The sequence below is a fragment of the Ignavibacteriota bacterium genome (genome assembly GCA_016707525.1).
Lineage (GTDB): Bacteria > Bacteroidota > Ignavibacteria > UBA10030 > UBA6906 > JAGDMK01.
Map to the genome: position 1 here is coordinate 167,512 of JADJHP010000003.1, position 22,211 is coordinate 189,722.

A 22,211-nucleotide genomic window follows, 5' to 3' on the forward strand; every position below is an offset into this window, starting at 1 on the left:
GCTCTCCTGGGATGAGGGGGAATGAGGATTATTTCACTACGATCTTGTCGCCGACCTTGATCGCCTGTTCCTTGTCCACGACGCGCACCTGCGCAACCTTCTGCTGCACCTGCACCACCACCAATTCGCCGAGCTTGGTCACCTGATGGCCAAGGACCTCACCGGTGGATGGGTGCTTGATCTCCTTCCCTTCGCGGAACGCGACGCATTTCGATCCTTTGCGCACGCCTTTGAGCGAACCCACATCGACGTAGAACGTATCGCCTTCCAGACTGACGATGAACCCTTCAACGATCGGCAGTTCATTGTAGATCATGATCGCGAGCGCATCCACCGCCTTCTCAAAATCCTCGACGTCGGAGCCCTCGACCTGCTCGCTGCGCGCAACGATGGTCTCTCCGGTCTCGGTGTCGATGATCCGCGCACTCACCTTGCCGCCGTCACGGGATTGAATGGCCGACGTGAGGATGATCGCGTCAGCACCTGCGATCTTGCCTACCTGCACGGCCGTTGCCTCATCCACGGCCCCGGAGACCTGCAACTGTTGCTCCGAGAGAACCTTGTCGAGCGCTGCACGTTCGATCACCTTGAACCGGCGGAGGTTGACGAGCTGGGTCACCATCTTGTCGGTGAGCGCATCCCCATACTGTTCCAGATCGCCCTTCAGGGTGATGGGGATGACGCCCACGCCAAGGCGTGAACCAACCTGTGTGACCCTGGACGGATCGTAGGTCAGCGCTCCCACGGGGAGCGTCCCCGTCCGATTCGTTTCCATGCGCGAACGGTCGGCAGTGTCGTCCTCCGTGCGGGTCCGCGACGGTTTCCCTGGCTTCGTCGCCAGAGGGGCCGGACCGGTCCCCCGGATCAGATCGATATACTCGCTCGCCCGTTCACTCGACGTGTATGCCGCCGAGAGTTCGAGTTCCTTCAATGCTGCCTGGTTCTCGCCAAGGAAATAGTGACAGACGCCGATCTCTCGATGAGGGAAATACTCGATGAACCGCGTCCCGTAGGTGCGCTTGCGGGAGGCATCCTCGAATTCCAGGGACATGGCACTGCGGAATTCCTGGATCGCCCGGAGCCAATCCTTCTTCTCGACGTAGTCCATCCCATCGGAATAATACTGATAGAACTTGGATTGGCCCGCAGCGGCACTTGACGCGATGATAAGAAGACATACTGCGGCGAACGCAGACTTTCGCAGGGTCATGGTGATCTCACGGGATTGAAGTGGTACAACGAAGATACGTGAATCGCGCTCTCATGTCAATGGTCCCCCGCTTCCCCGGACCCACTCCCAGCACCCATTTTGGGCGCTTTTGGAGGGATCTCGCCCGGGCACCGTGGTCACGCAATGTGGAGACGGCAGATCTGCCGCCCCGGAGGGGTGGTTGCACGATCGTAGAATCGTTATCTTGGTAGAGATCGCTCACACGACACTTCACACACCGGGGGATGATCCGATGCGCCCACATATTATTTGCCACATGGCCTCATCCATTGACGGCCGGATCGACGGCTCCACCCTTGCCTCCCTCATGGGGAAGGGCGAATACGAGCGCACCGGGGCCTCACTCCGCGGCGATGCATGGATCTGCGGGAGGACCACCATGCAGATGCACTTCGCGGAGAAACGGCGCTTCACTCCCCGCTCCCGCAAGCAAGCCGCTTCCCCATCGGTCCATGTCGCAACGCGCGCACGCTCCTATGCCATCGCGGTCGACACCAGGGGAACACTTCCGTGGGCAGGAAATGACATCGATGGGGACCATCTCCTCTGTATCACGAGTGAACGCGTGACTCTGGAGTACCTTGCGGACCTGAGGAAGAAGAAGATCTCCTACATCGTCACGGGAGGGATAGGGGTGGATCTCGGAAAAGCGGTACGCCTTCTCCGGAAGCACTTCGGGATCAAGCGGCTTCTTCTTGAGGGAGGTGGACACATCAACGGAGGCTTCATGCAGGCCCGGCTCATCGACGAGATCAGTCTCCTGCTCATCCCCGGGATCGACGGACGGGCAGGAGTCCCAACAGTGTTCGACGGCGTGGGGCCGGAGCACACGCATGCCGTTCCCCTGCGCCTGACGTCCGTCACGAAGCGGAAGAACGGCACCCTCTGGCTCCGCTACACGGTCCTGAACAAGAAGTAGGGCCGGAGGGTCTACGTCGGTTCTGCGCATGCACGGACGAGGGGCCCGCGTCATCGATCCGGATGCATCCGGCATCAGTGAGGAGAAGATCCGACATCTGCAGGACCCATCGAGAGGGGAGGAAGGTTCACGATCCATTGCCGGGATCGTCCCATTGGGGGCCTCAGGGCGTCGCGTACTTCTTGATGACGAGGTACTTCAACTCCGTGTCGCCCGGATTGCGGATGCCGTGAAGTGAGTCCGGCGGGCAGTAGAAGCTCGTGTACGGGCGCACGACGCGGGTCTCGCCATTCAGGATCACTTCCGCCGTGCCTTCCAGTACGAAGAAGAACTCATCCTCCGCGTGCTTGTGCGGTGCGTGCGTCGCTGCATGCGGCCCGACAACACTCATCTTCAGCGTGCGGCCATCCAGGAACTCCTTCCCCACGAACCAGTACTGATACCCTGCCTTCGTCGACTCGATGCGTGCCGGGCTGAATTCGCTCACGCATTCGTTCAGCGTGAAATGCCTGGCCGGCGCCGAAGGTGGATGAGCGGCATCCTGCGCGTTCATGCCGACTGCAGCGACGATCATGATCACGCCTGCGTACACCACACGTCTTGGCTTCATCATCTTCTCCTCTGATCGGACCATCCGTTGTTCAATAGATCCCCGGGATCAATCGCTTCGTCGCCGCTTGATACACCCGGTATTCGTCGCCGAACGCACCGAGGAGTGCCTCCTCTTCCACCCTGATCCTGTACAGAAATGCTGCGGCGATCGGCACAATGATCACAAGCACGCTCAGAGAGTTCATGAAATAGACGCCAAGGCCAAAGAACGAAAGCAGGGTCCCTGCATAGGCCGGATGACGGATGACACCGTACAGCCCCGTCTTCACGATCCGGTGGTCCTTCGCAATGGCCACGTCAACAGTGAAATGTTGCTTCAGTGACATGATAGCGCACCAACGCAGCGCGATGCCCGACAGGATGAGCACCAGACCGGCAATGCCCGTTCCGGTGGCATCCGTACCCCAATGGCCGACTCGCTGTTTGGAGAGCACGATGCCACCTGTCACTCCCACCGTGATCGCGATCCACAAGAAGCGGAGCGAAGAGCGGTCAAGGCTCTTCTCTCCCCCATCTGACCGCTTCACCTGTGAGAGGATGACCTCGGAGGAGATCCAGAGGATCGATACTGCCATGACGACGAGCGAGGTCTCCATACTGCGCACCTTTCACAAAAGACGTAGAAGGGACGGCATCGCCGCCCGGGCAGCGTCATAGCCGCACCGGATGAGAGCTGCTCCCTTGTGAAAGTCCAGCATATCGAATTCCTCCACCGCCGGATCGATCAGCAGATCGGGGGGCGTGCGCTGAAGCTGGAGTTGGATGAGATTATGCGCGCTGATCGAGATCGCCTGCATGGACACCCGGAACGCGGTGGGATAGTATGGACTCCTGGGGGTCCTTGACCGGACCGGGACCCTTCGCAGGGTCCGGTTGAGGCGCGGATACCGGCCGGCCTTCATCGCCTCATTGAGCCATGCCGGGACCACCCGACGCTTTCCGGGGGCATCGCGCTTCGCAATGCGCTCGCCGATCCTCGCCCGCAACCGGCTCGGATTCGGTGTGACATCGACGGCAACGGTCAGCCCGGAAGAGAGGCCGGCTGCAACGCTCACGGGCACAGGATTCGAGAGTCCTCCATCGATGAGATACCGCCCATCATTCAACACCGGCTGAAGGAGCCCGGGGATCGCGATGCTGGCAAGAATGGCCTCCACGAGCGGACCCCGATCGAACACGATGCCTTCGCCCGTCATCAGATCGGTTGCAACAGCCCTGAACGGGATCGGGAGGTCTTCGATGCGGCACGGTCCCGTCAGGCTCGCAACGAACTTCCTGACCGATGGGGCGCTGATGAGGCCGGACGACGAAAGGCCGGGAAGGAGGATCTTCGTCACGCGGAGGGTATGCATCGACACGATCACCTCCACCATATCCAGCGCACTCATACCGGACGCGTACAATCCCCCGACGAATGCACCGATGCTCGTCCCCGCGACGGCGCGGACGGGAACACCATACTCCTGGAGGCACTTGAGCACCCCGATGTGAGCCAACCCGCGTGCGCCTCCGCTGCCGAGGACCAGAGTGATCCCTCCATCAGATGCAGGCATGGTCTGCGATCGGTGTACTGATTTTCATGATTTTTTTCATCATCTTGATGCGTTGACCATCATACTCGGAGATGTCCATGAGACCCGCTGTCCTTTTCCTCGTCCTCGCCAACTTTTTCGCCGGATCGGCGTACTCTCAACCGCAATTGCTGAAGGTGTGGCCCGAAGGGGTCCCCGGTGCGGTCCACCACCCGCAATATACAGAGGAAACCATTAAGATAGAAACAGGGGCCGAGCGGACCCTGAGGATCGCGGACCCCACCATCGCGGTCTACATCCCCGAGAAAACAAAAGCGAACGGAACCGCTGTTGTTGTGTGCCCTGGCGGAGGGTATATCCGGCTCGCCATGGACCATGAGGGGACCCAGATCGCTGCCTGGCTCAACGATGCCGGGATCACGTGCATCCTGCTCAAATACCGCGTCCCGAGCGATTCAGCGATGGTGGACAAGACCGTCGGGCCGCTGCAGGATGTGCAAGAAGCCATCCGGATAACGCGGCGTCATGCTTCCGCATGGCATCTGGATCCGCACCGCATCGGGGTAATGGGATTCTCCGCCGGGGGCCATCTTGCGGCAAGTGCTTCTACCCGCTTCGCAGAGAAGGTGTACGCGTCGGACACCACCAGCGCACGCCCCGACTTCTCGATCCTGATGTATCCGGTCATTTCCATGCAGACCGGGGTGACCCACAACGGCTCGCGGAGGAATCTCCTCGGGAATGATCCGGACCAACAGCTGGTCGACCGCTCTTCGAACGAACTGCGCGTAACGCCGGAAACGCCGATCGCCTTCGTGGTCCATTCCACCGATGACGGTGTCGTCATCCTTGAGAACAGCCTGCGGTACATTCAGGCTCTGAAGAAGAACAACGTCCCGGCAGAGCTGCATGTCTTCGAGCGCGGCGGCCACGGCTACGGACTCGCGACAACGCGAACGACCACGGAGCGTGGCTGGCCACCGCTCTGCATTGCCTGGCTCCGCATGCACGGCATGCTCGAGTAACCCGCCTCAGCTCCGCGCCGGACGCTCTGCGGAGCACGGGGTACCGGCATGCCCCCCGATGGAATGAGTTCCCCGCAACGGCATCTCATCGGGACGTCACAGAATGACGCGAGGCCCGTCCCTTCATTGGGCGACGGGCCTCGGCGGTCCTGGCACTGGCAGCTCTTCGCAGAGCTGTGCCCCTTATCCTTCCTTCCTCCATACGATCTGCTTGACCTCGTTCCGCACCGGCGTCACAGTCTTGAGATACCGGTAGAGAGCCTTCAGTTCGAGGTCGCTCATGTTTCCATACGCACCCCAGGGCATCACCGTCCCCTCCTCCAGAGATCCTGCCCGGAACCGCAGAATGAACGACTCCTCATCCCATAGCGCCATCTTCCCCGTCGCTTCGTCAGGCGTGATATTGGGGGTGGTGAACATCAGGCCCGGAACGAGGTCCGACCCCATCTCAAGTCCTCCGGCGAACGGCTTACCGATGAACGCGCCCGTCTTCATATCACGGTCCGTATGACATCCGACACAGTTGGCGACAGAATGAGCGAGGTATTTGCCGTAGGCAGCAGTGGAGTCGGGAGGTACGGTAGCCGGCGGCGTGCCGTCCGGGCCGACCGGCCTGATGAGGAACGCGTTGACCGCCTTGCCGGCGAAATTGATATCGCGCCGTTCTACAGTGTTCTTCACCGGCGGGAGCGTCCGCAGATACGACACAATGGCTGTCAGGTCCTCATCGCTGAGGTTATGGAATGGCATGAAATCAAAGAGCGCATGGCCCTCACGATCCACGCCGAACCGGAGTGACCGGGCGATCTCTCCGTCGCTGAATGCACCGATGCCTGTCTCCCGGTCCGATGTGATATTCGGCGTGCGGATGATCCCGAACGGCAGGGTGAACGCGTTGCCACCCTTCAGATCGATGGTCTCACCTGCCATGATCCTGGGGAGCTCGTCCCACGATCCATGACAGAAATTGCAGTGAGCAGGTCCATACACAAGGTGACGGCCACGGGCGATCACCACACTATCGTTGCTTGCCACGATCTGCGGATACGGCGCTTCATAGGTGCGGTATTGCAGCGCGTACACGGCCACCACGAACAACGCGGCCACCGAGCCAACGCTTATCCCTGTCCACTTTACGTACGATTTCCAACGCTTCATCTGCCTGCCCTCCCGGGATAGTGTATGTATGAAGGCCGCCCCCAGAGAAGAGCCCGGCCTGATGTGAAAGAACGATCGACGCGTTGCACGCGTGTCCTACCTTACGACCGACACGCCCATTTTGTTGCACCTGGAAAGACGGGGGGGCGGTTCCGGACTCGGAACCGCCCCCACTCCGTTAACGCAAAACTCCTGCAGAAGGTCTCCCGGCAGGGATCCCGTCCTACTCTATGATGATCTCATCGGCAAAGATCCAGGCCTTGCCCCCTGCGCCGGGATGCCACGGCGGACAGGAACCGATATTCTTTGCGGTGATCCGGACATATCGTCCTTGCACGCCGCCGACCTGCACGGGGATATCCTGGATACCGCCGTCGGTCGCTGCGGCCGGCACGCCAAGCTCACGCGTTACTTCCTTGCCATAGGTCGTTCCGTCCGTCGACACAGCCACGGAGATCGACACCGGATAGAAGATCCAACTGCCGTTCTCGCTCAGGCAGCCGACGGTGACGGCGTGGACCGGCCGGACGGTGCCGAGGTCGAGGACGACCGCAATGTCTTCGCCTTCGAAGGCTTGCCACGCCGCGTTCGCATACGCCGGACTGCCCCGCATGCCATCGATGAACGTGCTATCCCCGGCCCCGCGGTACTTCGGCGAGTAGTGCGACTGGTATGCTGCACTGACGATGGGATAGGCAGTGTAGAACTTCGTCGTCACCGGGGTACTCGGGTTCTTCCCTCGTGCAACAGCGATCGCACTCACCGTGGTCGTCCGCTCGATGCGTACCGGGGCGGTGTACATTGTGGACCGCTCTGTCGGGACCGTGCCATCGACCGTATAATAGATATCCGTGTTCGCATCGCGCGCAGCGATGCTGATCTGCGCACCCGCATCCACGATGCAACCTTCCGGAGAGAAGTGTGGCTTTGGCGTCATCTGGAACCGGGCATACTCCTCTGCCGGGATGTTCAACGTGTCATGGAGCGCCGCCGCGGGAACGGTCGCGTCATTCTCGTTCTGTGCCACCGTGGCCGCAAGCACCATGATGCTCTCGCTGCCGGGTAACGTCACTGTGCGGGCACCGCGCGGAAGATCGATCGATACCCTGTACAGATACGTGAAGGCGTACGGGTCGTCCTCGCCGCCGGCGAGATGGCGGTGCGTGGTGTGCAAGGCAACCGTGCCCGGCGTGATGTACCCGGGATTCAGCCCCTCGTACACGATGCCATCCCACGTGTAGTCCGTTTCCTTCTTGACGAAACCATCCCAGATACGATTGTCCCACTGGCCGATGAAGCCACTCCAGCCACCAACGTTCACCCGGACAGGCTTGCCGTCCACGAGGAACGACGCTGCCTCTCCGCCTTTCGACGACGCTGCAAGGAGATACAATCTGTTGAACTCGCCTGCAGGAATATCGAGTGACTGTCCACGGCACACAACGGCGTTCGGCACGTCCGGTTTGTTGGACCCGAGCGTGAACGCGATCCCGCCGCTGATGACCTTGCCGGGCATCAGCTCCGCGGGGAACGATGCGCCCGATCGTCCGACCTGACCATCATCCTTCTTCCCCTTCACGCTCATGACATCCGCATTGTACGGCAACGCAAGAGAACGCGACACGGGCAGCGAGAGTCCGGCTTTGGGCTGCTTGAGCGACACCGCAAACGCCCGCAGTTGATCCGCCCCCAGATCGCACACGAGCGCCCCGCGTTCCACCCGCGCCTCGCCGAGTGGCTGCTCCTGTCCGTTCACTTCGCGGGCACTCGCGACCCCCGACGGGAATGTGACGCGCACATTCTTCGCAGGCTTGCCCGTGGTCTCGAGCAGGCGGACGATGATCGCCTCCTCGTCTTCTGCTTTCTTCAGGGCAACAACCGCGACGGCGGGATCATTCGTGCTGAGGAACGCCATCGTTTTGCCCAGCGGCCCCTTGTGCCGCGGCGCCTGGAATGGAAGCAACGGCTGATTCAACCGGGCCGCCTGCCATTGGGTTGCCCCCGTACGCCAATCGCCCTGATGGCCGGCAACGGCATACACCATGTCGTGGATGCCGAAGTCCTGTGTCGCCTGGTCCCGGTATCCACCGCGGACTCCCGGCGTAAAAAGGAGGGTCAGCCGCACGGTAGTGTCCGATGGCTTGTCCGAACCGAACTTCGAATCTTCCAGGATGGAGACCCCGTAGTCACCGCTCTTGTCCGTGAGATCGAACCATTGGTGCGACGGTACTTCGAATTTCTTCGGGTCGTTGTTCCCACGCTGGATCGCACCCACACCGGTGTTGTATGTGGCAAGCGGGTTCGAAGCGGTCAGCGGGAACGCCGCCTTCAACGAACTCGTAGGTGTGAACCAGTGGATGCGGGTCTTGAACTCCACCCGGTCGCCGCTGCCACCGGTGGTCAGGCGGATCTGCTGGGTGAACCGTGACCCGCGCGATTCTCGCGCGACCTCAAGGCCCACACGGACCGGACCGTCCTCAACGATGCGTACCGTAGGCGTGCCGTCGACATACCCCACGGCAGGTTTCTGCCGGTCTTCCCAATCCATATTCCACGCCGGCCATTCCTGCGGGCGTTCATACCGGAACTCCAACCGGTGCGGGGCAGCGAGCAACTCCTTGCCGAGTTTCTTGTCGTAGATCGATGCAACATCGCCGGCGGCATTCAGGGTGACCTTGTAGCGGCGGTTCTCGACCGAGCCCACCTTCACGCTCAACCCCGTTTGCATCGCGCAGGGAGTGGCCGAAGGACGCACTTCATACACACTGAATCCGATGGAGGGGATGCGGGCAGCGAAGACGATCGTGCGGTTCGCGCCGGTGGTTGCGAGAGTCTGCGATGGCACCTCTTTGGCATCGGGGCCGTACACACGCACGTGCGCCGGTGAACCTGCCGGAACAGCAATGGTCGCCTCGACGATATCTTCGCGCGGGATCGAAAGCGCGTTGAACACCACCACCGGGATGCCGGTCGTCTGTGTATCCATGCCACGGGATACTGCGCCGACGGCATCGATCGTCCCTGCGGCGAAATGCTTGAGCGCGAGGACCTCATCGTTCCATGAGAATTCATATGCGCGGGGCGTGCAGGTGCCGGCGAGCACGTCGTGGAATTGCGCACCAACCACAAGCCGCCACGCTTCCCGGAATTGCTCCGCGGGATACGCCACACCACCCAGCCAGTCGGCCACCACCGAGGATGCCTCAGCAGCACTCGCCAGCAGTTCATTCTTCCGGTTCCACCGCTTCAGGTACGACTGCGACGTGAGCGATCCAGCGGAGTGGTTCGTCAGAAGGAGCTCGCCCTTGTATCGCGGCAGGTGGGCCTTCGTCGTCGCACCGACGTCATCGAAGAAGCGTGATGCGGGGGCGGAGAGGACGCGGACCGGGCCCGGACCCGCGATGCTCTTCTCCACCCACTGCACCGTCTCTTCTCCCGGTGCCCCGCCGATGTCACCGGTGCCGAAATACATATAGTCCGCCACGATCCCGGACCTGACACCGTTCTCACGCAGCCGCGTGCGCCACGTCGGGCTCGTGCTCAGATTTTCCTTCACCGTGCCGACATATTCTCCCGGATTCAATGACGTGATGACCGTCGATCCATCCGTTCCTTCCCACAGACCGAAGTTGAAAGGGACACCCACGGCGGAGCCCCAGGTGAGTTTCTGGGTCGAGAAGCCTTTCAATCCGGCGTGGGTGAAGATGGAAGGCATCGAAGCCGGGAACCCGAAACAGTCGGGCACCATGTATTCGTTGCTCACCTTGCCGAATTCCTGGCGGAAGAACCTGTTACCGTAGAGGATATTCCTGATGAGCGACTCTGCTGACGGGACCAACGCATCGGCTTCCTCGAGGGATGACCCGGCGGGGAACCACCTCCCGGCCGCGACGTAGGCTTTCACCCGTGCATATTCGGCCGGATAGTATTCCTTCATCATGATGTACCGGTTCGCGCCGGTGAAATTGAAGGTGTAGCCGGGATACTTGTCCAGCAGCCGGAAGTTGTCCACCATCGTCGAAAGGATGTACTTCCGGATGGTCGTCTCGTAATCCCAACGCCATTGGGTATCGAGATGGCTGTAGCCCATCGTATAGAGAGTGGTGTCCCTGGTCAGGTCACCCGGGGCAGCGCCGATCGATCCGGCCGCGCCGGAAGACTGGGCAAGCAGGGATGTGCAGCTCATCAACAGGAGCAGGAGAAGGCGCGGGAGCAGGTGCAGATGGTTCATAGGTCTCGCTTGATATGGTGGATCCGGCTTGCCGGGATCGGTCTCTGTCGTTTCAGGGAGACGCGACGGGAGGGGGACGGACCGTTCCGGACGTTCAATGTACCAATGTGGAGAGTATGATTCAATGGCTGGCGTTTCATTCAGGAAAGACGCGCGCATTCGACATTCTCACGATTGTGGCGTATCTTGGAAGGGTGACGGTCCAGCGTTCAGGGTAAGCAGGTGGCGGCCGGGACGCGATCATAGAACGATCGGCCTGCCGATATCCCGGACCGAAGCAGAAATTTTCCACAAACCGCAGGGACAGCGAACGGATGACATCAACCCGGCCAGCAACAGGTTCGCCTGTGCGTTTCGCATGGTTGTCCATCGGCGCAGCCATCACGACGATCACGCTCAAATCGATCGCCTACCTGCTTACAGGCTCGGTCGGCCTTTTGTCGGATACGCTGGAATCGTTCGTCAATCTTGCCGGTGCGGTGATCGCTCTTGCGATGCTGACCGTAGCATCGCGCCCCGCCGATGCGGACCACGCCTTCGGTCATAGCAAGGCGGAATATTTTTCGAGTGGCGCCGAGGGCGTACTGATACTGGTCGCAGCGGCGAGCATTGCAGCAACAGCCATCCCCCGTCTCCTCGCGCCGCAACCCATCGAGCAGGTCTGGATCGGGCTCGCCGTGTCCGTTGTCGCGTCGGTGGTGAACCTCGTTGTTTCGCGGTCGCTCCTTCAGGCGTCAAAGCGCTTCCACTCCATCACCCTCGAAGCGGATGCCCATCACTTGATGACCGACGTCTGGACCTCGGGAGGTGTTCTGGTAGGGGTTTCCGCCGTGGTCCTGACAGGATGGAACATCCTGGATCCGATCATCGCTCTGATCGTGGCCGCCAACATCGTTTGGACTGGCGTGAAGATCGTTCGTGCTTCGGTGGTGGGACTGATGGATTCTGCGATCGGCCCGGAGGACCAGGCTGCGCTCCGCGCGGTCCTGGATTCCTACGCGCCGCGCGGGGCCGTGTATAGTGCGCTCCGCACCAGACAGTCCGGCGCCGAACAATTCATCGCGTTCAATGTGCGCCTGCCGGGCGACTGGACGGTCACCCGGGGCCACGACCTGGTGGTCGAGATCGAACGTGACCTCTGCCGGGCGCTTCCGAAAGCCACTGTGATCGTGCACATGGAACCCGGGCCACAGCCGACAGTCACCCGGCCTAGTGCAGGATGAGATCCGCCACGACCGGCAGATGATCAGAAATGTAGCCCGGTTCCCGCCGTGCATCGAGGATTGCATGCCGGCGGACCTGCGCAGCATCATTCACGAAGATGAAATCGATACGTTCCCGCGGAATGTCCGAAACGAACGGAAAACCCGTGTAGCTCACCCGGTGGCCGGCATGCGGAACAAGTGCATGGTGCATCGCATCATTGAAGAATGGCGGGAGCCCCAGCCGCGAGACGAGGATCCGGTAGCACGAGTCCTTCTCCCCGGCATTGAAATCCCCGGTCAGCACGAACGCTGATGTGCCGGCAATGGCCCGGACCTTCTCACGGATCAGCCCGGCACTCTGTTCCCGCGCCACCACGCCCTGATGGTCGAAGTGGGTGTTGAAGACGAAGACGTCGGCCCGCGCGAGTGAATCGTACAGTCTGACCCAGGTAACGATCCGCGGCAGTGCGGCATCCCATCCTTTGGATGGCACCTCCGGCGTGGGCGACAACCAGAACGTGCCGGCATCTCCGCATGTGAATCGGGACGTCCGGAAGTAGATCGCCGCATATTCTCCCTGCTCCTTGCCGTCATCCCTCCCGACACCCCGGACATCGAATCCGGTCAGGCCGTCCCTCAGGTAACCGACCTGATGCTTGAGTCCCTCCTGGATGCACAGCACATCGAGGCGTTGAGATATGACAGCGGAGAGGAGTTCCTCTCTGCGCAGGGGCCAGGCGTGGACGCCATCAGCGGGGTTATCGTACCGGATGTTCCACGTCATCACCCGCAACGGCGCGGCAGTATGTTGCGCCAGGGGCGTGGAGAGAGAGGCAAGAACCAGGAAAGACAACAGCAGTGGCCGGGATCGCAAGACATTCCTCCATGGAAGGGTCAACGGGTCAAGGAATAAACTATCCAATCTCCACGCGACAGTCAAGGTGTCGAGAGCCAGGCTAAATATGAACCATACGGCCCCGGAATTGACGATACGAGTGTAGTTTCAGCACATCCCATTGTCGCCCTTCTTGTAACCTTGGTCCTGTTCATGGATATTGTATCCGTATGGCACACGATCCGGTCTCATTCACAGAATTGTACGAGCGCTACGCGCAGGACGTTTTCCGGTTCGCTTTCTGGCTGAGCGGCGATGCGGATGACGCCAGGGACATCACTGCGGAGACGTTCGTCCGAGTGTGGACATCGGAGCAGCCGATCCGTGATCTCTCGGTCAAAGCATATCTCTTCACCATAGCCCGGCGGCTCTACCTCCAGCACCGGAGGCGGACCACCCGCAGCGCTCCCCTTACCGACGAGAACGCCGGCAGTTCGCACGATACCGAGCGGTCACTCGAGGACAGGTCTGAACTTGAGCATGTTCTCCGGGCGATGGCGGAGCTGCCTGAGCAGGACAGGGCGATCCTGGTCATGCGCGCAGCCGAGGAGCTCACGCACGGAGAGATCGCGGCGGCAACAGGTCTATCGATCGCATCGGTGAAGGTACGCATCTTCCGTGCACGTGCGAAGCTATCATCACTTCTTTCATCATCAGGGAGTTCAACATGACCGTATCCGTGGATGTGATCAACGATCTGCTGCCGTTGTATGCCGCGAACGAGTGCAGCGCAGATTCACGGCGGCTCGTGGAAGAGCATCTCAAGGCCCACCCAGAGCTCGCTGCCGGGATGGCGGTTGCGATGCGATCGGTGCTGCGCAACCCGCTCCCTGTGGGCGCGGGCGATACCGAAGAGCGCCGGGCACTGGCCCGCACGCAGCGGCTGCTCAGGCTGCGATCCTGGTTCATGGCCCTGGCGGGCTTCTTTATGTTGCTGCCCTTCTCCTTCATCGTTTCCAACGGCACCTTCCGCTGGCTGCTCGCGGAATCACCGGGACATGTCGCAGTATACGAAGCGATCGGAGCCGTGCTGTGGGTTGCGTACTTCGTTACACGCAGAAAGCTCCGGCACTCCTGGTGAGCGGCCCTTCGGCCTCGCGGGAGATCGAGGGCGGCACATGAGCGCAATGTGTGCCGCAGGTCCCACCACGGGGGCGCTTCTGGCTCCCCGATAGCGGGAACGGACCTCGATTTCGACCTTCTTTATCACTTCCATACACTCCCTCCCTGCCTCTTTATCCTCCTGGCATTGATGGACAGCAGCGTCGTGGCCATATTGGTCCCCATCACATACGTGAGGGACCCGGTTCATCATGCTCTCAAAGCACATACGTATCGCAGTCATCGTCCTCGGTGCATTCACGGTCATTACCGGAGTGGCGTATCCCCTTCTGATAACGGTGATCGCGCAGGCCGCCTTTCCAGGACAGGCAAGCGGGAGCTTCATCGTCAAGAACGGCCACACGATAGGATCAGCACTCATCGGACAGCCATTCACATCCCCCGGATATTTCTGGTCACGGCCTTCCGCCACCGGGCCGTTCCCGTACAACGCAGGAGCATCGAGCGGCTCGAACCTCGGCGTGCTGAATCCGGCCTTGCCCAACCGTGTGAAACAGGACGTTGATCGGCTGAAGTCAGCGGACAGCTCGCTGAGTGGGCCGATCCCCGTCGATCTAGTCACGACCTCGGGAAGCGGGCTGGATCCGCATATCAGCCCCGACGCTGCACAGGTGCAGATCCCGCGTGTCGCGCGTGCACGGGGAATGGCAGAGGCCCGGGTATCAGACCTCGTGGCGCGCCACACGGAAGGCCGCTTTCTCGGGATATTCGGAGAGCCGCGCGTGAATGTCCTTGTGTTGAACCTTGATCTCGATGCTGCAACAACCACGAATGGGAGGGAGTGATGCAGGACCTGCTCTATATCGGTGTCGCCATGGCATTCTTTGGCCTGACCGGACTGCTCGTGAAGCTCTGTGCCGCGCTCTCCGGTGACAGGCCGGGAGGACGGTCATGAGTCTCCTCTACGTTCTGACCGGTCTTCTTGCTGCCGGACTGTTCATCTACCTTGTTGTGGCCCTCTTGTGGCCGGAGCGATTCGAATGACACTCTCAAGCATGATCCAGCTTCTCGCTTTCCTGATCATCCTGCTTGCCACCGTGAAGCCCCTCGGGCTGTACATGGGCCGCGTGTACCGGGGCGAACGCACCCTGCTGCACACGGTGCTCGGTCCCCTCGAGCGCCTGATCTACCGGATCGCGGGCATCCGTCCGGATGATGAGATGGATTGGAAAGAGAATGTCGTCGCCATGCTGCTCTTCAATGGCCTCGGATTCCTCTTCATCTATGCTCTCCAGCGCGTGCAGGGTGTTCTCCCGCTGAACCCCCAGGGCCTGAGCGCCGTGTCACCCGACTCGTCGTTCAACACCGCCGTCAGCTTCGCCACCAACACCAACTGGCAGGGCTATGGCGGAGAGACAACAATGAGCTATCTGACACAAATGATCGGCCTGACCGTCCAGAACTTCGTCTCCGCGGCAACGGGGATGGCCGTTCTTGTGCTGTTCATCCGCGGACTCGTCCGGCACACAGCACAGACGCTTGGCAGCTTCTGGGTCGATCTGATCCGCAGCGTTGTCTATATCCTCCTGCCGCTGTCGTTCGTACTCGCCCTTGCCCTCGTGTCGCAGGGTGTCGTGCAGAGCTTCTCAGGATACGCGACCATACCGTTCGTCGACCAGGTCACAGATGCGCAGGGACAACGGGTAGCGGAACAGGTGATCGCTGTGGGTCCTGCAGCATCGCAGATCGCGATCAAGCAGCTCGGCACGAACGGAGGCGGATTCTTCAACGTGAACTCGGCGCATCCGTTCGAGAACCCGACGCCGTTCTCGAACCTGTTGGAGCTGCTGTCGATCCTCCTGATCCCGGCTGCACTGTGTTACACCTACGGCATGCTTGTAGAGGATACGCGGCAGGGGTGGGCGATCCTTGCGGTGATGGTGTTGATCTTCATCCCCTTTGTGTTCCTGGCGGTCGGCGCAGAACAGAACGGCAACCCGACGATCCAAGCGCTCGGGGTCGACACCCACGCCTCCGCCGGTCAACCGGGTGGCAACATGGAGGGCAAGGAGGTCCGCTTCGGCATCACGCAGTCGGCGCTGTGGGCGACCGCAACGACGGCGGCCTCGAATGGTTCGGTGAATGCGATGCATGACTCCTTCACGCCCATGGGCGGACTCGTGACATTGGTGATGATGCAATTGGGAGAGGTCGTGTTCGGTGGCGTGGGTTCCGGCCTGTACGGCATGCTCATTTTCGTGATCGTCGCGGTCTTTGTGGCCGGTCTGCTTGTTGGACGGACACCGGAGTACCTCGGTCACAAGATCGAGCCCTATGAGATAAAGATGGCCTCGCTCCTCATCCTCATCATGCCACTTCTTGTCCTTGGAGCCACTGCCCTGGGGGTCATCGTTGATGCCGGCAGGATCTCGATCAGCAACCCGGGCGCGCACGGATTCAGTCAGATCCTGTATGCTTTCACATCCACAGGCAACAACAACGGAAGCGCATTCGGTGGTCTGGGGGCCAATACCGTCTTCTACAATCTGACCGGAGGGATCGCGATGCTGGTAAGCAGGTATTGGCTGGCGGTGCCGACGCTCGCTCTCGCTGGCGCACTGGCGAAGAAGAAGCGTGTTCCTGCCTCCGACGGAACACTGCCGACCCATACGCCTCTCTTTGTCGTCTGGGTGGTAGCGATCGTCCTCCTCGTGGGCGCGCTCAACTTCCTCCCGGCTCTTGCACTCGGTCCCATTGTGGAGCACCTGTTGCTATGACAACCATGGAAGCACAACACAGAGGGGCAGAGATGCATCCGGCACCAGAGGCACCCACGTTCACGCGCGGCGGCAATGGTCCCCGTTACTTGACGGCCGTGTACGGGTCCGTACTGAAGATGAGCCCCCGTCATATGGTCCGCAATCCTGTCATGTTCGTGGTCGAGATCGGCAGCGTCGTCACGACCGCGCTGTGGATCCAGGCGCTCTTCGGGATCGGTGAAGCACCGGCCGGGTTCACCGGGGCGATCGCACTCTGGCTCTGGTTCACGGTCCTGTTCGCCAATTTCTCAGAGGCGGTCGCCGAAGGGCGCGGCAAGGCCCAGGCAGAGGCCCTGAGGCGTTCCCGGCAATCCACCAAAGCCAAGAAGCTTCGCGATGGGAGGTTTGGCGATCAGTACGAGACCGTTCTCGCAGGAGATCTCCATGCCGGTGACGCGATCCTTGCCGAGACAGGCGATGTGATCGCCGCCGATGGCGAAGTGATCGAAGGGATCGCATCGGTTGACGAGAGCGCGATCACCGGTGAAAGTGCGCCGGTCATTCGCGAGTCCGGAGGCGACCGGAGCGCCGTCACGGGCGGCACCCGCGTCCTCTCCGACTGGCTGGTCGTCCGCATTACGAGCGAGCCGGGTGGAGGATTCCTTGACCGGATGATCTCCCTCATCGAAGGGGCCAGGCGTCAGAAGACACCGAACGAGATCGCGCTGAACATCCTGCTCGCGGCGTTCACGATCATCTTTCTGGGCGTGTGTGTGACGCTGCTCCCCTTCTCGGTGTTCAGTGTCCATGCCGCGGGACAGGGAACGCCGATCACGGTCACCGTGCTTGTCGCCCTGCTGGTCTGCCTTATCCCGACCACGATCGGTGGGCTGCTCTCGGCGATCGGCATCGCCGGTATGGACAGAATGATCCGGCACAATGTGATCGCCACGTCCGGCCGTGCCATTGAGGCTGCAGGCGATGTGGACGTGTTGCTGCTCGACAAGACCGGCACGATCACGCTCGGGAACCGCATGGCAACGGAGTTCACGCCGGCACCCGGGATCACTGCGGAACGGCTGGCCGATGCAGCGCAGCTCTCATCGATGGCGGACGAGACGCCGGAGGGGCGGTCGATCGCGATCCTCGCCAAGGAACGGTACGGCCTCCGTGGCCGGGGGCTTCATGATACGTCGGTCCACTTCATCCCCTTCACGGCCCAGACGCGCATGAGCGGCGTCGACATCGTCGGAGAGGGAAAGCAGCACCGCCGCATACGGAAGGGCGCTGCGGATGCGGTGCGCGGGTTCGTCGAATCCGCCGGAGGCATGATGCCGGCAACGGTCGACAAGGCGATCCAGGAGATCAGCCGGCAGGGTGCAACGCCTCTGGTGGTCGCGGAGAACAGCGAGGTCCTCGGCGTGATCCATCTCAAGGATATCGTCAAAGGTGGTATCAAAGAGCGTTTCGCTCACCTCCGGAAGATGGGGATCAGGACGATCATGATCACGGGCGACAACCCGCTCACCGCGGCAGCCATCGCCGCCGAGGCGGGGGTGGACGACTTCCTGGCGGAAGCCCGGCCCGAGGACAAGCTCGAGCTGATCCGGGAACATCAGCGTGGGGGACGGCTTGTGGCGATGACGGGCGACGGCACCAACGACGCCCCGGCCCTCGCCCAGGCCGACGTGGCTGTGGCCATGAACACCGGGACGCAGTCCGCGCGTGAAGCTTCGAACATGATCGACCTCGACAGCAATCCGACCAAACTGATGGAGATCGTGGAGATCGGGAAGCAGTTGCTCATGACGCGCGGGGCGCTGACGACATTCAGCATCGCGAACGACGTGGCAAAGTACTTCGCGATCATCCCGGCGGCGTTCGCGACGACGTACCCCGTCCTCGGGACGCTGAATATCATGGGACTGCGTTCGCCCGAAAGTGCGATCCTGTCGGCGGTCATCTTCAATGCCCTGATCATCATCGCGCTGATCCCGCTGGCGCTCACAGGTGTGAGGTATGTGCCGATGAGCGCTGCTTCACTCCTGCGGCGACATCTCCTCATCTACGGTGTCGGCGGATTGCTCGTGCCATTCGCCGGGATCAAGGCCATCGACATGCTCCTCACGGTTCTCGGGTTGACGTGACCTCCACAATACGAACGGCGGATGGTTCCCTCCCCGGGGGCACCACCCGCCGCAGCACGACCTCCTGGCTGATCACTCAACGAGCCTGTATCCCACTCCCGCCTCCGTCACAAGAAGCCGGGGCATGGCGGGATCGTTCTCGATCTTCTTTCTCAACTGACCGACAAAGACACGAAGGTACTGGGTCTCTTCGGCATACGTCGGACCCCAGATCTCCCGCAGCAGATACGAGTGGGTGAGCACTTTCCCGGGATTGCGCACGAAGAGTTCCAGCAGAGAGTACTCTGTGGGGGTCAGTTTGATCTGCTGTCCGCGGACGCTGACGGTACGGGCTGCGATATCGACAGAGAGATCCCCCGCTTCGAACATGCGCTCCTCTTTTCCCGAGAGGCGGTGGCGGAGCAGCGCGCGGACGCGCGCGAGAAGTTCCCCCGTACGGAAGGGCTTCGTGAGATAGTCATCCGCCCCCCCGTCGAGAGCACCGACGATCGTCTCTTCTGCTTCGCGGACCGAGAGGATGAGGACGGGCACCGACGACCATGTCCGCAGTTGCTGGAGCACCGTCGTTCCGTCCATATCGGGCAACCCGAGGTCAAGAATGACGATGTCCGGATGATGCGTGGATGCCTGCGCCAGGCCATCGGCCCCGGTCTCCGCCGGCATCACCTTGTACCCTTCCTCTTCGAGTGCACGTTTGAGCAGTCGGCGGATCTGAACCTCGTCGTCGATGACCAGGATGGTGGCAGGATGGATGGCGGTGCTCATGTCAGTTGTACCGTTGGTGGTGGAGAACCAAGGGGCAAACGGATGGTGAACTGTACCCCTCCTTCGGCGCGGTTGGCGCAACTGATCGCCCCACCGTGGGCAAGGACGATCCCCTGCGAGATCGAGAGGCCCAGGCCCGTCCCACCGGCCCGGGTGTCTTTCCCCCGGAAGAACTTCTGAAAGACCCGGTCGACCTCGCCGGCGGGGATCCCTTTCCCGTTGTCGGCCACGGAGAGCACGCACTCATTCCCCTCCACGCGGGCGTCAACGATGATCCGTGTCGCCCCCTCGGCGTGGATCACGGCATTCCTGATGATATTCACCAGTGCCTGTTCCAGGAGTCCTTGATCCGCCTGGATCAGGGGGAGGGATTCCGCAACGGAGATACGCACCTCGTGATTGTGGAGCACCTCCTCGAGTTTGCGCACAGCAGTGCCGACGAGATCAGCGACATCGCACCACGACTTCCGGAGTTTCAGCAGGCCGGACTCCAGGCGCGTCATATCCAGCAAATTCTGGACCAGCGTGTTGAGGCGATCCGCCCCCTCGCGGATCTCACGGACGATCTCGCGGACCCTCCCGCCCTCCTCATCGGCATGGTTGTCCAACTGGTCCGTCGCACCCATGATCGCTGCTACGGGCGTCCGGAACTCATGCGACAGCGTATCGAACAGTGTACGATACAGCCGTTCTGATTCCGCAACGACCAGGGTCTTCCTCGTCAGGTCGTGCAGCTGTTCCCGTTCAAATGCCGACGAGATCTGACCGAGGAACGCCTGGAATAATGCATCCTGGTCGATCGTGAACGGCTCCCCGGACTGCACGTGGACGCCTATGACACCGAGGGGGTAGCGCGGGCCGGACAGGGGGTGATACGTGGCGAGCGCTGAGGGCAGCGTGTCGGTGAACCGTCCGGCCTTGTGCTCGTTCCAGTAGACCCATGCCGCGACGCCGAACTCCTTCTGGTCCACGGCAAAACTGCTGGCGGCGTGGGCCTCGGTGAATATGTCGCCGTCCGATTGGCTGAGCAACACGGCAGTGTCCGCGGAGAATGTCTGCCGGATGCTCTCCACCGCAGCCCTGGCCACGTCATCCTGCGTCCGTGCGCGCGAGAGTTCCTTCGTCAGTGCGAACAGTGCGGTCGCATGCTGTTCACGCAGGCGGAGGTTCTTTTCTCTCGCCCTGATCTTTGCGGTGAGCACCCCCGTCACGGCGGCGACGCAGAAGTAGAGCCCGAACATCAGGACATCCTGCAGCAACCCGATCGCGAAGGTGAATGTCGGCGGGATGAAGAAGAAGTTCCACAGGACCGCGCTGAGGGCGGCGGCGAGGAGGACCGGGCCGGCATCCAGCTTGAGCGGGAGGAGCACCACGGCAAAAAGCAGGAATAACGAGACGGACTGGTATCCGAGCATGTCCTGCAGGGGGTAGAGCGCGACCGCCACAGCGATCGTCACCGTGGCGGCGATCAGATACTGCTTGAGCCCCGACCGTATCTCCGGCAGCCAATCACGTCCAGGAAATGCCCGCACGGATCCCGTCCCGCCGACCACGTAAATGTCGAGATCACCGCTACGCTCGATAAGCTTGTCGAGCAAGCTCTGCCCGATATGTGCTTTCCCGGTCGGCTTGCCGACGAGGAGCTGGGTCACGCGCCTGTCCCGCGCTACGCGGAGCAGGCCCTCCACCACATTGTCGTCAGCGGTCGTAACGATCTCGGCACCAAGCTCGCGTGCAAGTTTGATATTGGCGTCCAGCCGCTCACGTTCGGCGGGCGAGAGCGTGCGGGAGCGCTCCACATAGACCGCGATCCACGGGGCGTCCATCGCATAGGCGGTGCGGCGCGCCCAGCGTATGAGCTTCACGGTGTTCGGGCTGGCACTGATGCCGACAAGGATCCGCTGTCCGGACTTCACGGCACCTTCGCTCTGCCGCCCCTTCATCATATCCTGAAGCTGATGATCCACCCGCTCCGCCACGAGGCGGAGTGCCATTTCGCGGAGAGCCGTGAGGTTGCTTGTCCTGAAGAAATGGCGGACCGCCTCGCGTGAGCGCTCGGGCGCATAGACCTTCCCTTCGGCAAGTCGCTTGAGAAGCTCTTCCGGAGGGAGGTCGACGATCTCGACGGCATCGGCCCGTTCAAGGATCGAATCAGGGATGGTCTCGCGGATCACGATGCCCGTGATCTGTGCAACGGTGTCCGCCCGGCTTTCGAGGTGTTGGATATTCAGGGTGGTGTAGACATCGATGCCGGCGTCGAGGAGTTCGGTCACATCCTGGTGGCGGCGAAGATGGCGGCTTTCCGGGGCATTGGTGTGGGCGAGCTCATCGACGAGGACGAGTCCGGGCCGTCGGCGCAGGATCTCATCCACATCCATCTCCCCGATCAACCGTCCACGGTACTCGATCGACTTCCGGGGGAGAATTTCCAGGCCGTCAAGAAGCGCCTCCGTCTCCTTCCGGCCGTGGGTCTCGACATAGCCTACGAGCACGGAGCCCCCCTTCGACTGCGCTTCACGTGCAGCCATCAGCATGTCGTAGGTTTTGCCCACCCCCGCGCACATGCCGAGGAAGACCTTCAGCCGGCCGTGCTTGCCGCGCTCCTCGTCACGCCGGAGAGAATCCAGCAGATGGTCCGGATCGGGCCGATGTGGATCGCCAGATGTCACA

The 22,211-nt window shown here is 61.5% G+C and carries 18 protein-coding genes; 9 read left to right on the forward strand and 9 right to left on the reverse strand.

All coding sequences use genetic code 11. The annotated features are described in order from the left end of the window. Positions 1-28: 28 nt before the first annotated feature. Complete coding sequence (locus IPI01_06870; protein MBK7257513.1) at positions 29-1,210, reverse strand: hypothetical protein; 1,182 nt, start codon at positions 1,208-1,210, stop codon at positions 29-31. Between the two features lie 253 nt (positions 1,211-1,463). On the opposite strand from IPI01_06870, the gene IPI01_06875 reads away from it, so the two are divergent. Continuing rightward, the gene (locus IPI01_06875) at positions 1,464-2,150 is read left to right on the forward strand and encodes a RibD family protein (GenBank protein MBK7257514.1); all 687 of its coding nucleotides are present in this window, start codon (positions 1,464-1,466) and stop codon (positions 2,148-2,150) included. Between the two features lie 163 nt (positions 2,151-2,313). On the opposite strand, the gene IPI01_06880 is transcribed toward IPI01_06875, so the two are convergent. From IPI01_06880 to IPI01_06890, 3 genes are all read right to left on the reverse strand, one after another. Continuing rightward, entirely contained in the window at positions 2,314-2,703 is a 390-nt protein-coding gene (locus IPI01_06880) for a cupin domain-containing protein (GenBank protein ID MBK7257515.1), read from the reverse strand. Between the two features lie 88 nt (positions 2,704-2,791). Next, positions 2,792-3,358 carry an isoprenylcysteine carboxylmethyltransferase family protein gene (locus IPI01_06885; GenBank protein MBK7257516.1) on the reverse strand — a complete coding sequence of 189 codons (567 nt, stop codon included), beginning with the start codon at positions 3,356-3,358 and terminating at the stop codon, positions 2,792-2,794. A gap of 12 nt (positions 3,359-3,370) precedes the next feature. Beyond that, a complete protein-coding gene (locus IPI01_06890; protein MBK7257517.1) occupies positions 3,371-4,315 on the reverse strand; it encodes a patatin-like phospholipase family protein in 945 nt (314 codons plus the stop codon). Between the two features lie 77 nt (positions 4,316-4,392). Between IPI01_06890 and IPI01_06895 the strand changes: the two genes are divergently transcribed. Next, on the forward strand, positions 4,393-5,319 hold the full coding sequence (locus tag IPI01_06895) for an alpha/beta hydrolase (GenBank protein ID MBK7257518.1): 927 nt from the start codon (positions 4,393-4,395) through the stop codon (positions 5,317-5,319). A 183-nt stretch (positions 5,320-5,502) separates the two neighbouring features. On the opposite strand, the gene IPI01_06900 is transcribed toward IPI01_06895, so the two are convergent. Then, positions 5,503-6,477 (reverse strand): c-type cytochrome, encoded by a 975-nt coding sequence (locus IPI01_06900; protein MBK7257519.1) that lies wholly within the window; start codon positions 6,475-6,477, stop codon positions 5,503-5,505. Between the two features lie 223 nt (positions 6,478-6,700). Next, a complete protein-coding gene (locus tag IPI01_06905; protein MBK7257520.1) occupies positions 6,701-10,708 on the reverse strand; it encodes a chitobiase/beta-hexosaminidase C-terminal domain-containing protein in 4,008 nt (1,335 codons plus the stop codon). A 314-nt stretch (positions 10,709-11,022) separates the two neighbouring features. On the opposite strand from IPI01_06905, the gene IPI01_06910 reads away from it, so the two are divergent. Next, positions 11,023-11,931 carry a cation transporter gene (locus tag IPI01_06910; GenBank protein MBK7257521.1) on the forward strand — a complete coding sequence of 303 codons (909 nt, stop codon included), beginning with the start codon at positions 11,023-11,025 and terminating at the stop codon, positions 11,929-11,931. Here the strand turns inward: IPI01_06910 and IPI01_06915 are convergent. Further along, positions 11,918-12,787, reverse strand: coding sequence for an endonuclease/exonuclease/phosphatase family protein (locus tag IPI01_06915; GenBank protein MBK7257522.1), 870 nt, complete (start codon positions 12,785-12,787; stop codon positions 11,918-11,920). The genes IPI01_06910 and IPI01_06915 overlap by 14 nt on opposite strands. Before the next feature lie 191 nt (positions 12,788-12,978). Between IPI01_06915 and IPI01_06920 the strand changes: the two genes are divergently transcribed. From IPI01_06920 to kdpB, 6 genes are all read left to right on the forward strand, one after another. Beyond that, on the forward strand, positions 12,979-13,479 hold the full coding sequence (locus IPI01_06920; protein ID MBK7257523.1) for an RNA polymerase sigma factor: 501 nt from the start codon (positions 12,979-12,981) through the stop codon (positions 13,477-13,479). Further along, positions 13,476-13,889: a zf-HC2 domain-containing protein gene (locus IPI01_06925; protein ID MBK7257524.1), complete on the forward strand. Its 414-nt coding sequence runs from the start codon at positions 13,476-13,478 to the stop codon at positions 13,887-13,889. The genes IPI01_06920 and IPI01_06925 overlap by 4 nt, the downstream gene beginning before the upstream one ends. 232 nt (positions 13,890-14,121) lie before the next feature. Beyond that, positions 14,122-14,715 (forward strand): potassium-transporting ATPase subunit KdpC, encoded by a 594-nt coding sequence (gene kdpC / locus IPI01_06930; protein ID MBK7257525.1) that lies wholly within the window; start codon positions 14,122-14,124, stop codon positions 14,713-14,715. Between the two features lie 106 nt (positions 14,716-14,821). After that, the gene (gene kdpF, locus IPI01_06935; protein MBK7257526.1) at positions 14,822-14,914 is read left to right on the forward strand and encodes a K(+)-transporting ATPase subunit F; all 93 of its coding nucleotides are present in this window, start codon (positions 14,822-14,824) and stop codon (positions 14,912-14,914) included. Beyond that, positions 14,911-16,647, forward strand: a complete 1,737-nt coding sequence (kdpA, locus tag IPI01_06940) for a potassium-transporting ATPase subunit KdpA (protein ID MBK7257527.1) — start codon at positions 14,911-14,913, stop codon at positions 16,645-16,647. The genes kdpF and kdpA overlap by 4 nt, the downstream gene beginning before the upstream one ends. Positions 16,648-16,679: 32 nt before the next feature. Then, complete coding sequence (gene kdpB, locus IPI01_06945; protein MBK7257528.1) at positions 16,680-18,776, forward strand: potassium-transporting ATPase subunit KdpB; 2,097 nt, start codon at positions 16,680-16,682, stop codon at positions 18,774-18,776. 72 nt (positions 18,777-18,848) lie between these two features. Here the strand turns inward: kdpB and IPI01_06950 are convergent, their stop codons facing one another. Together IPI01_06950 and IPI01_06955 are read right to left on the reverse strand one after the other, a co-directional pair. Beyond that, positions 18,849-19,541: a response regulator gene (locus IPI01_06950; protein ID MBK7257529.1), complete on the reverse strand. Its 693-nt coding sequence runs from the start codon at positions 19,539-19,541 to the stop codon at positions 18,849-18,851. Further along, the gene (locus IPI01_06955) at positions 19,538-22,210 is read right to left on the reverse strand and encodes a sensor histidine kinase KdpD (protein MBK7257530.1); all 2,673 of its coding nucleotides are present in this window, start codon (positions 22,208-22,210) and stop codon (positions 19,538-19,540) included. Before IPI01_06955 ends, IPI01_06950 begins: the two co-directional genes overlap by 4 nt. Between the last annotated feature and the right edge of the window lies 1 nt (position 22,211).

What these genes read in the sequence shown, in the direction of transcription:
- IPI01_06925 (MBK7257524.1), top strand. Translation starts at nt 13,476, where the DNA reads ATGACCGTATCCGTGGATGTGATCAACGATCTGCTGCCGTTGTATGCC.
- kdpF (MBK7257526.1), top strand. Translation starts at nt 14,822, where the DNA reads ATGAGTCTCCTCTACGTTCTGACCGGTCTTCTTGCTGCCGGACTGTTC.
- kdpA (MBK7257527.1), top strand. Translation starts at nt 14,911, where the DNA reads ATGACACTCTCAAGCATGATCCAGCTTCTCGCTTTCCTGATCATCCTG.
- kdpB (MBK7257528.1), top strand. Translation starts at nt 16,680, where the DNA reads ATGCATCCGGCACCAGAGGCACCCACGTTCACGCGCGGCGGCAATGGT.
- IPI01_06910 (MBK7257521.1), top strand. Translation starts at nt 11,023, where the DNA reads ATGACATCAACCCGGCCAGCAACAGGTTCGCCTGTGCGTTTCGCATGG.
- kdpC (MBK7257525.1), top strand. Translation starts at nt 14,122, where the DNA reads ATGCTCTCAAAGCACATACGTATCGCAGTCATCGTCCTCGGTGCATTC.
- IPI01_06885 (MBK7257516.1), bottom strand. Translation starts at nt 3,358, where the DNA reads ATGGAGACCTCGCTCGTCGTCATGGCAGTATCGATCCTCTGGATCTCC.
- IPI01_06905 (MBK7257520.1), bottom strand. Translation starts at nt 10,708, where the DNA reads ATGAACCATCTGCACCTGCTCCCGCGCCTTCTCCTGCTCCTGTTGATG.
- IPI01_06920 (MBK7257523.1), top strand. Translation starts at nt 12,979, where the DNA reads ATGGCACACGATCCGGTCTCATTCACAGAATTGTACGAGCGCTACGCG.
- IPI01_06880 (MBK7257515.1), bottom strand. Translation starts at nt 2,703, where the DNA reads ATGAACGCGCAGGATGCCGCTCATCCACCTTCGGCGCCGGCCAGGCAT.
- IPI01_06870 (MBK7257513.1), bottom strand. Translation starts at nt 1,210, where the DNA reads ATGACCCTGCGAAAGTCTGCGTTCGCCGCAGTATGTCTTCTTATCATC.
- IPI01_06950 (MBK7257529.1), bottom strand. Translation starts at nt 19,541, where the DNA reads ATGAGCACCGCCATCCATCCTGCCACCATCCTGGTCATCGACGACGAG.
- IPI01_06890 (MBK7257517.1), bottom strand. Translation starts at nt 4,315, where the DNA reads ATGCCTGCATCTGATGGAGGGATCACTCTGGTCCTCGGCAGCGGAGGC.
- IPI01_06895 (MBK7257518.1), top strand. Translation starts at nt 4,393, where the DNA reads ATGAGACCCGCTGTCCTTTTCCTCGTCCTCGCCAACTTTTTCGCCGGA.
- IPI01_06875 (MBK7257514.1), top strand. Translation starts at nt 1,464, where the DNA reads ATGCGCCCACATATTATTTGCCACATGGCCTCATCCATTGACGGCCGG.
- IPI01_06900 (MBK7257519.1), bottom strand. Translation starts at nt 6,477, where the DNA reads ATGAAGCGTTGGAAATCGTACGTAAAGTGGACAGGGATAAGCGTTGGC.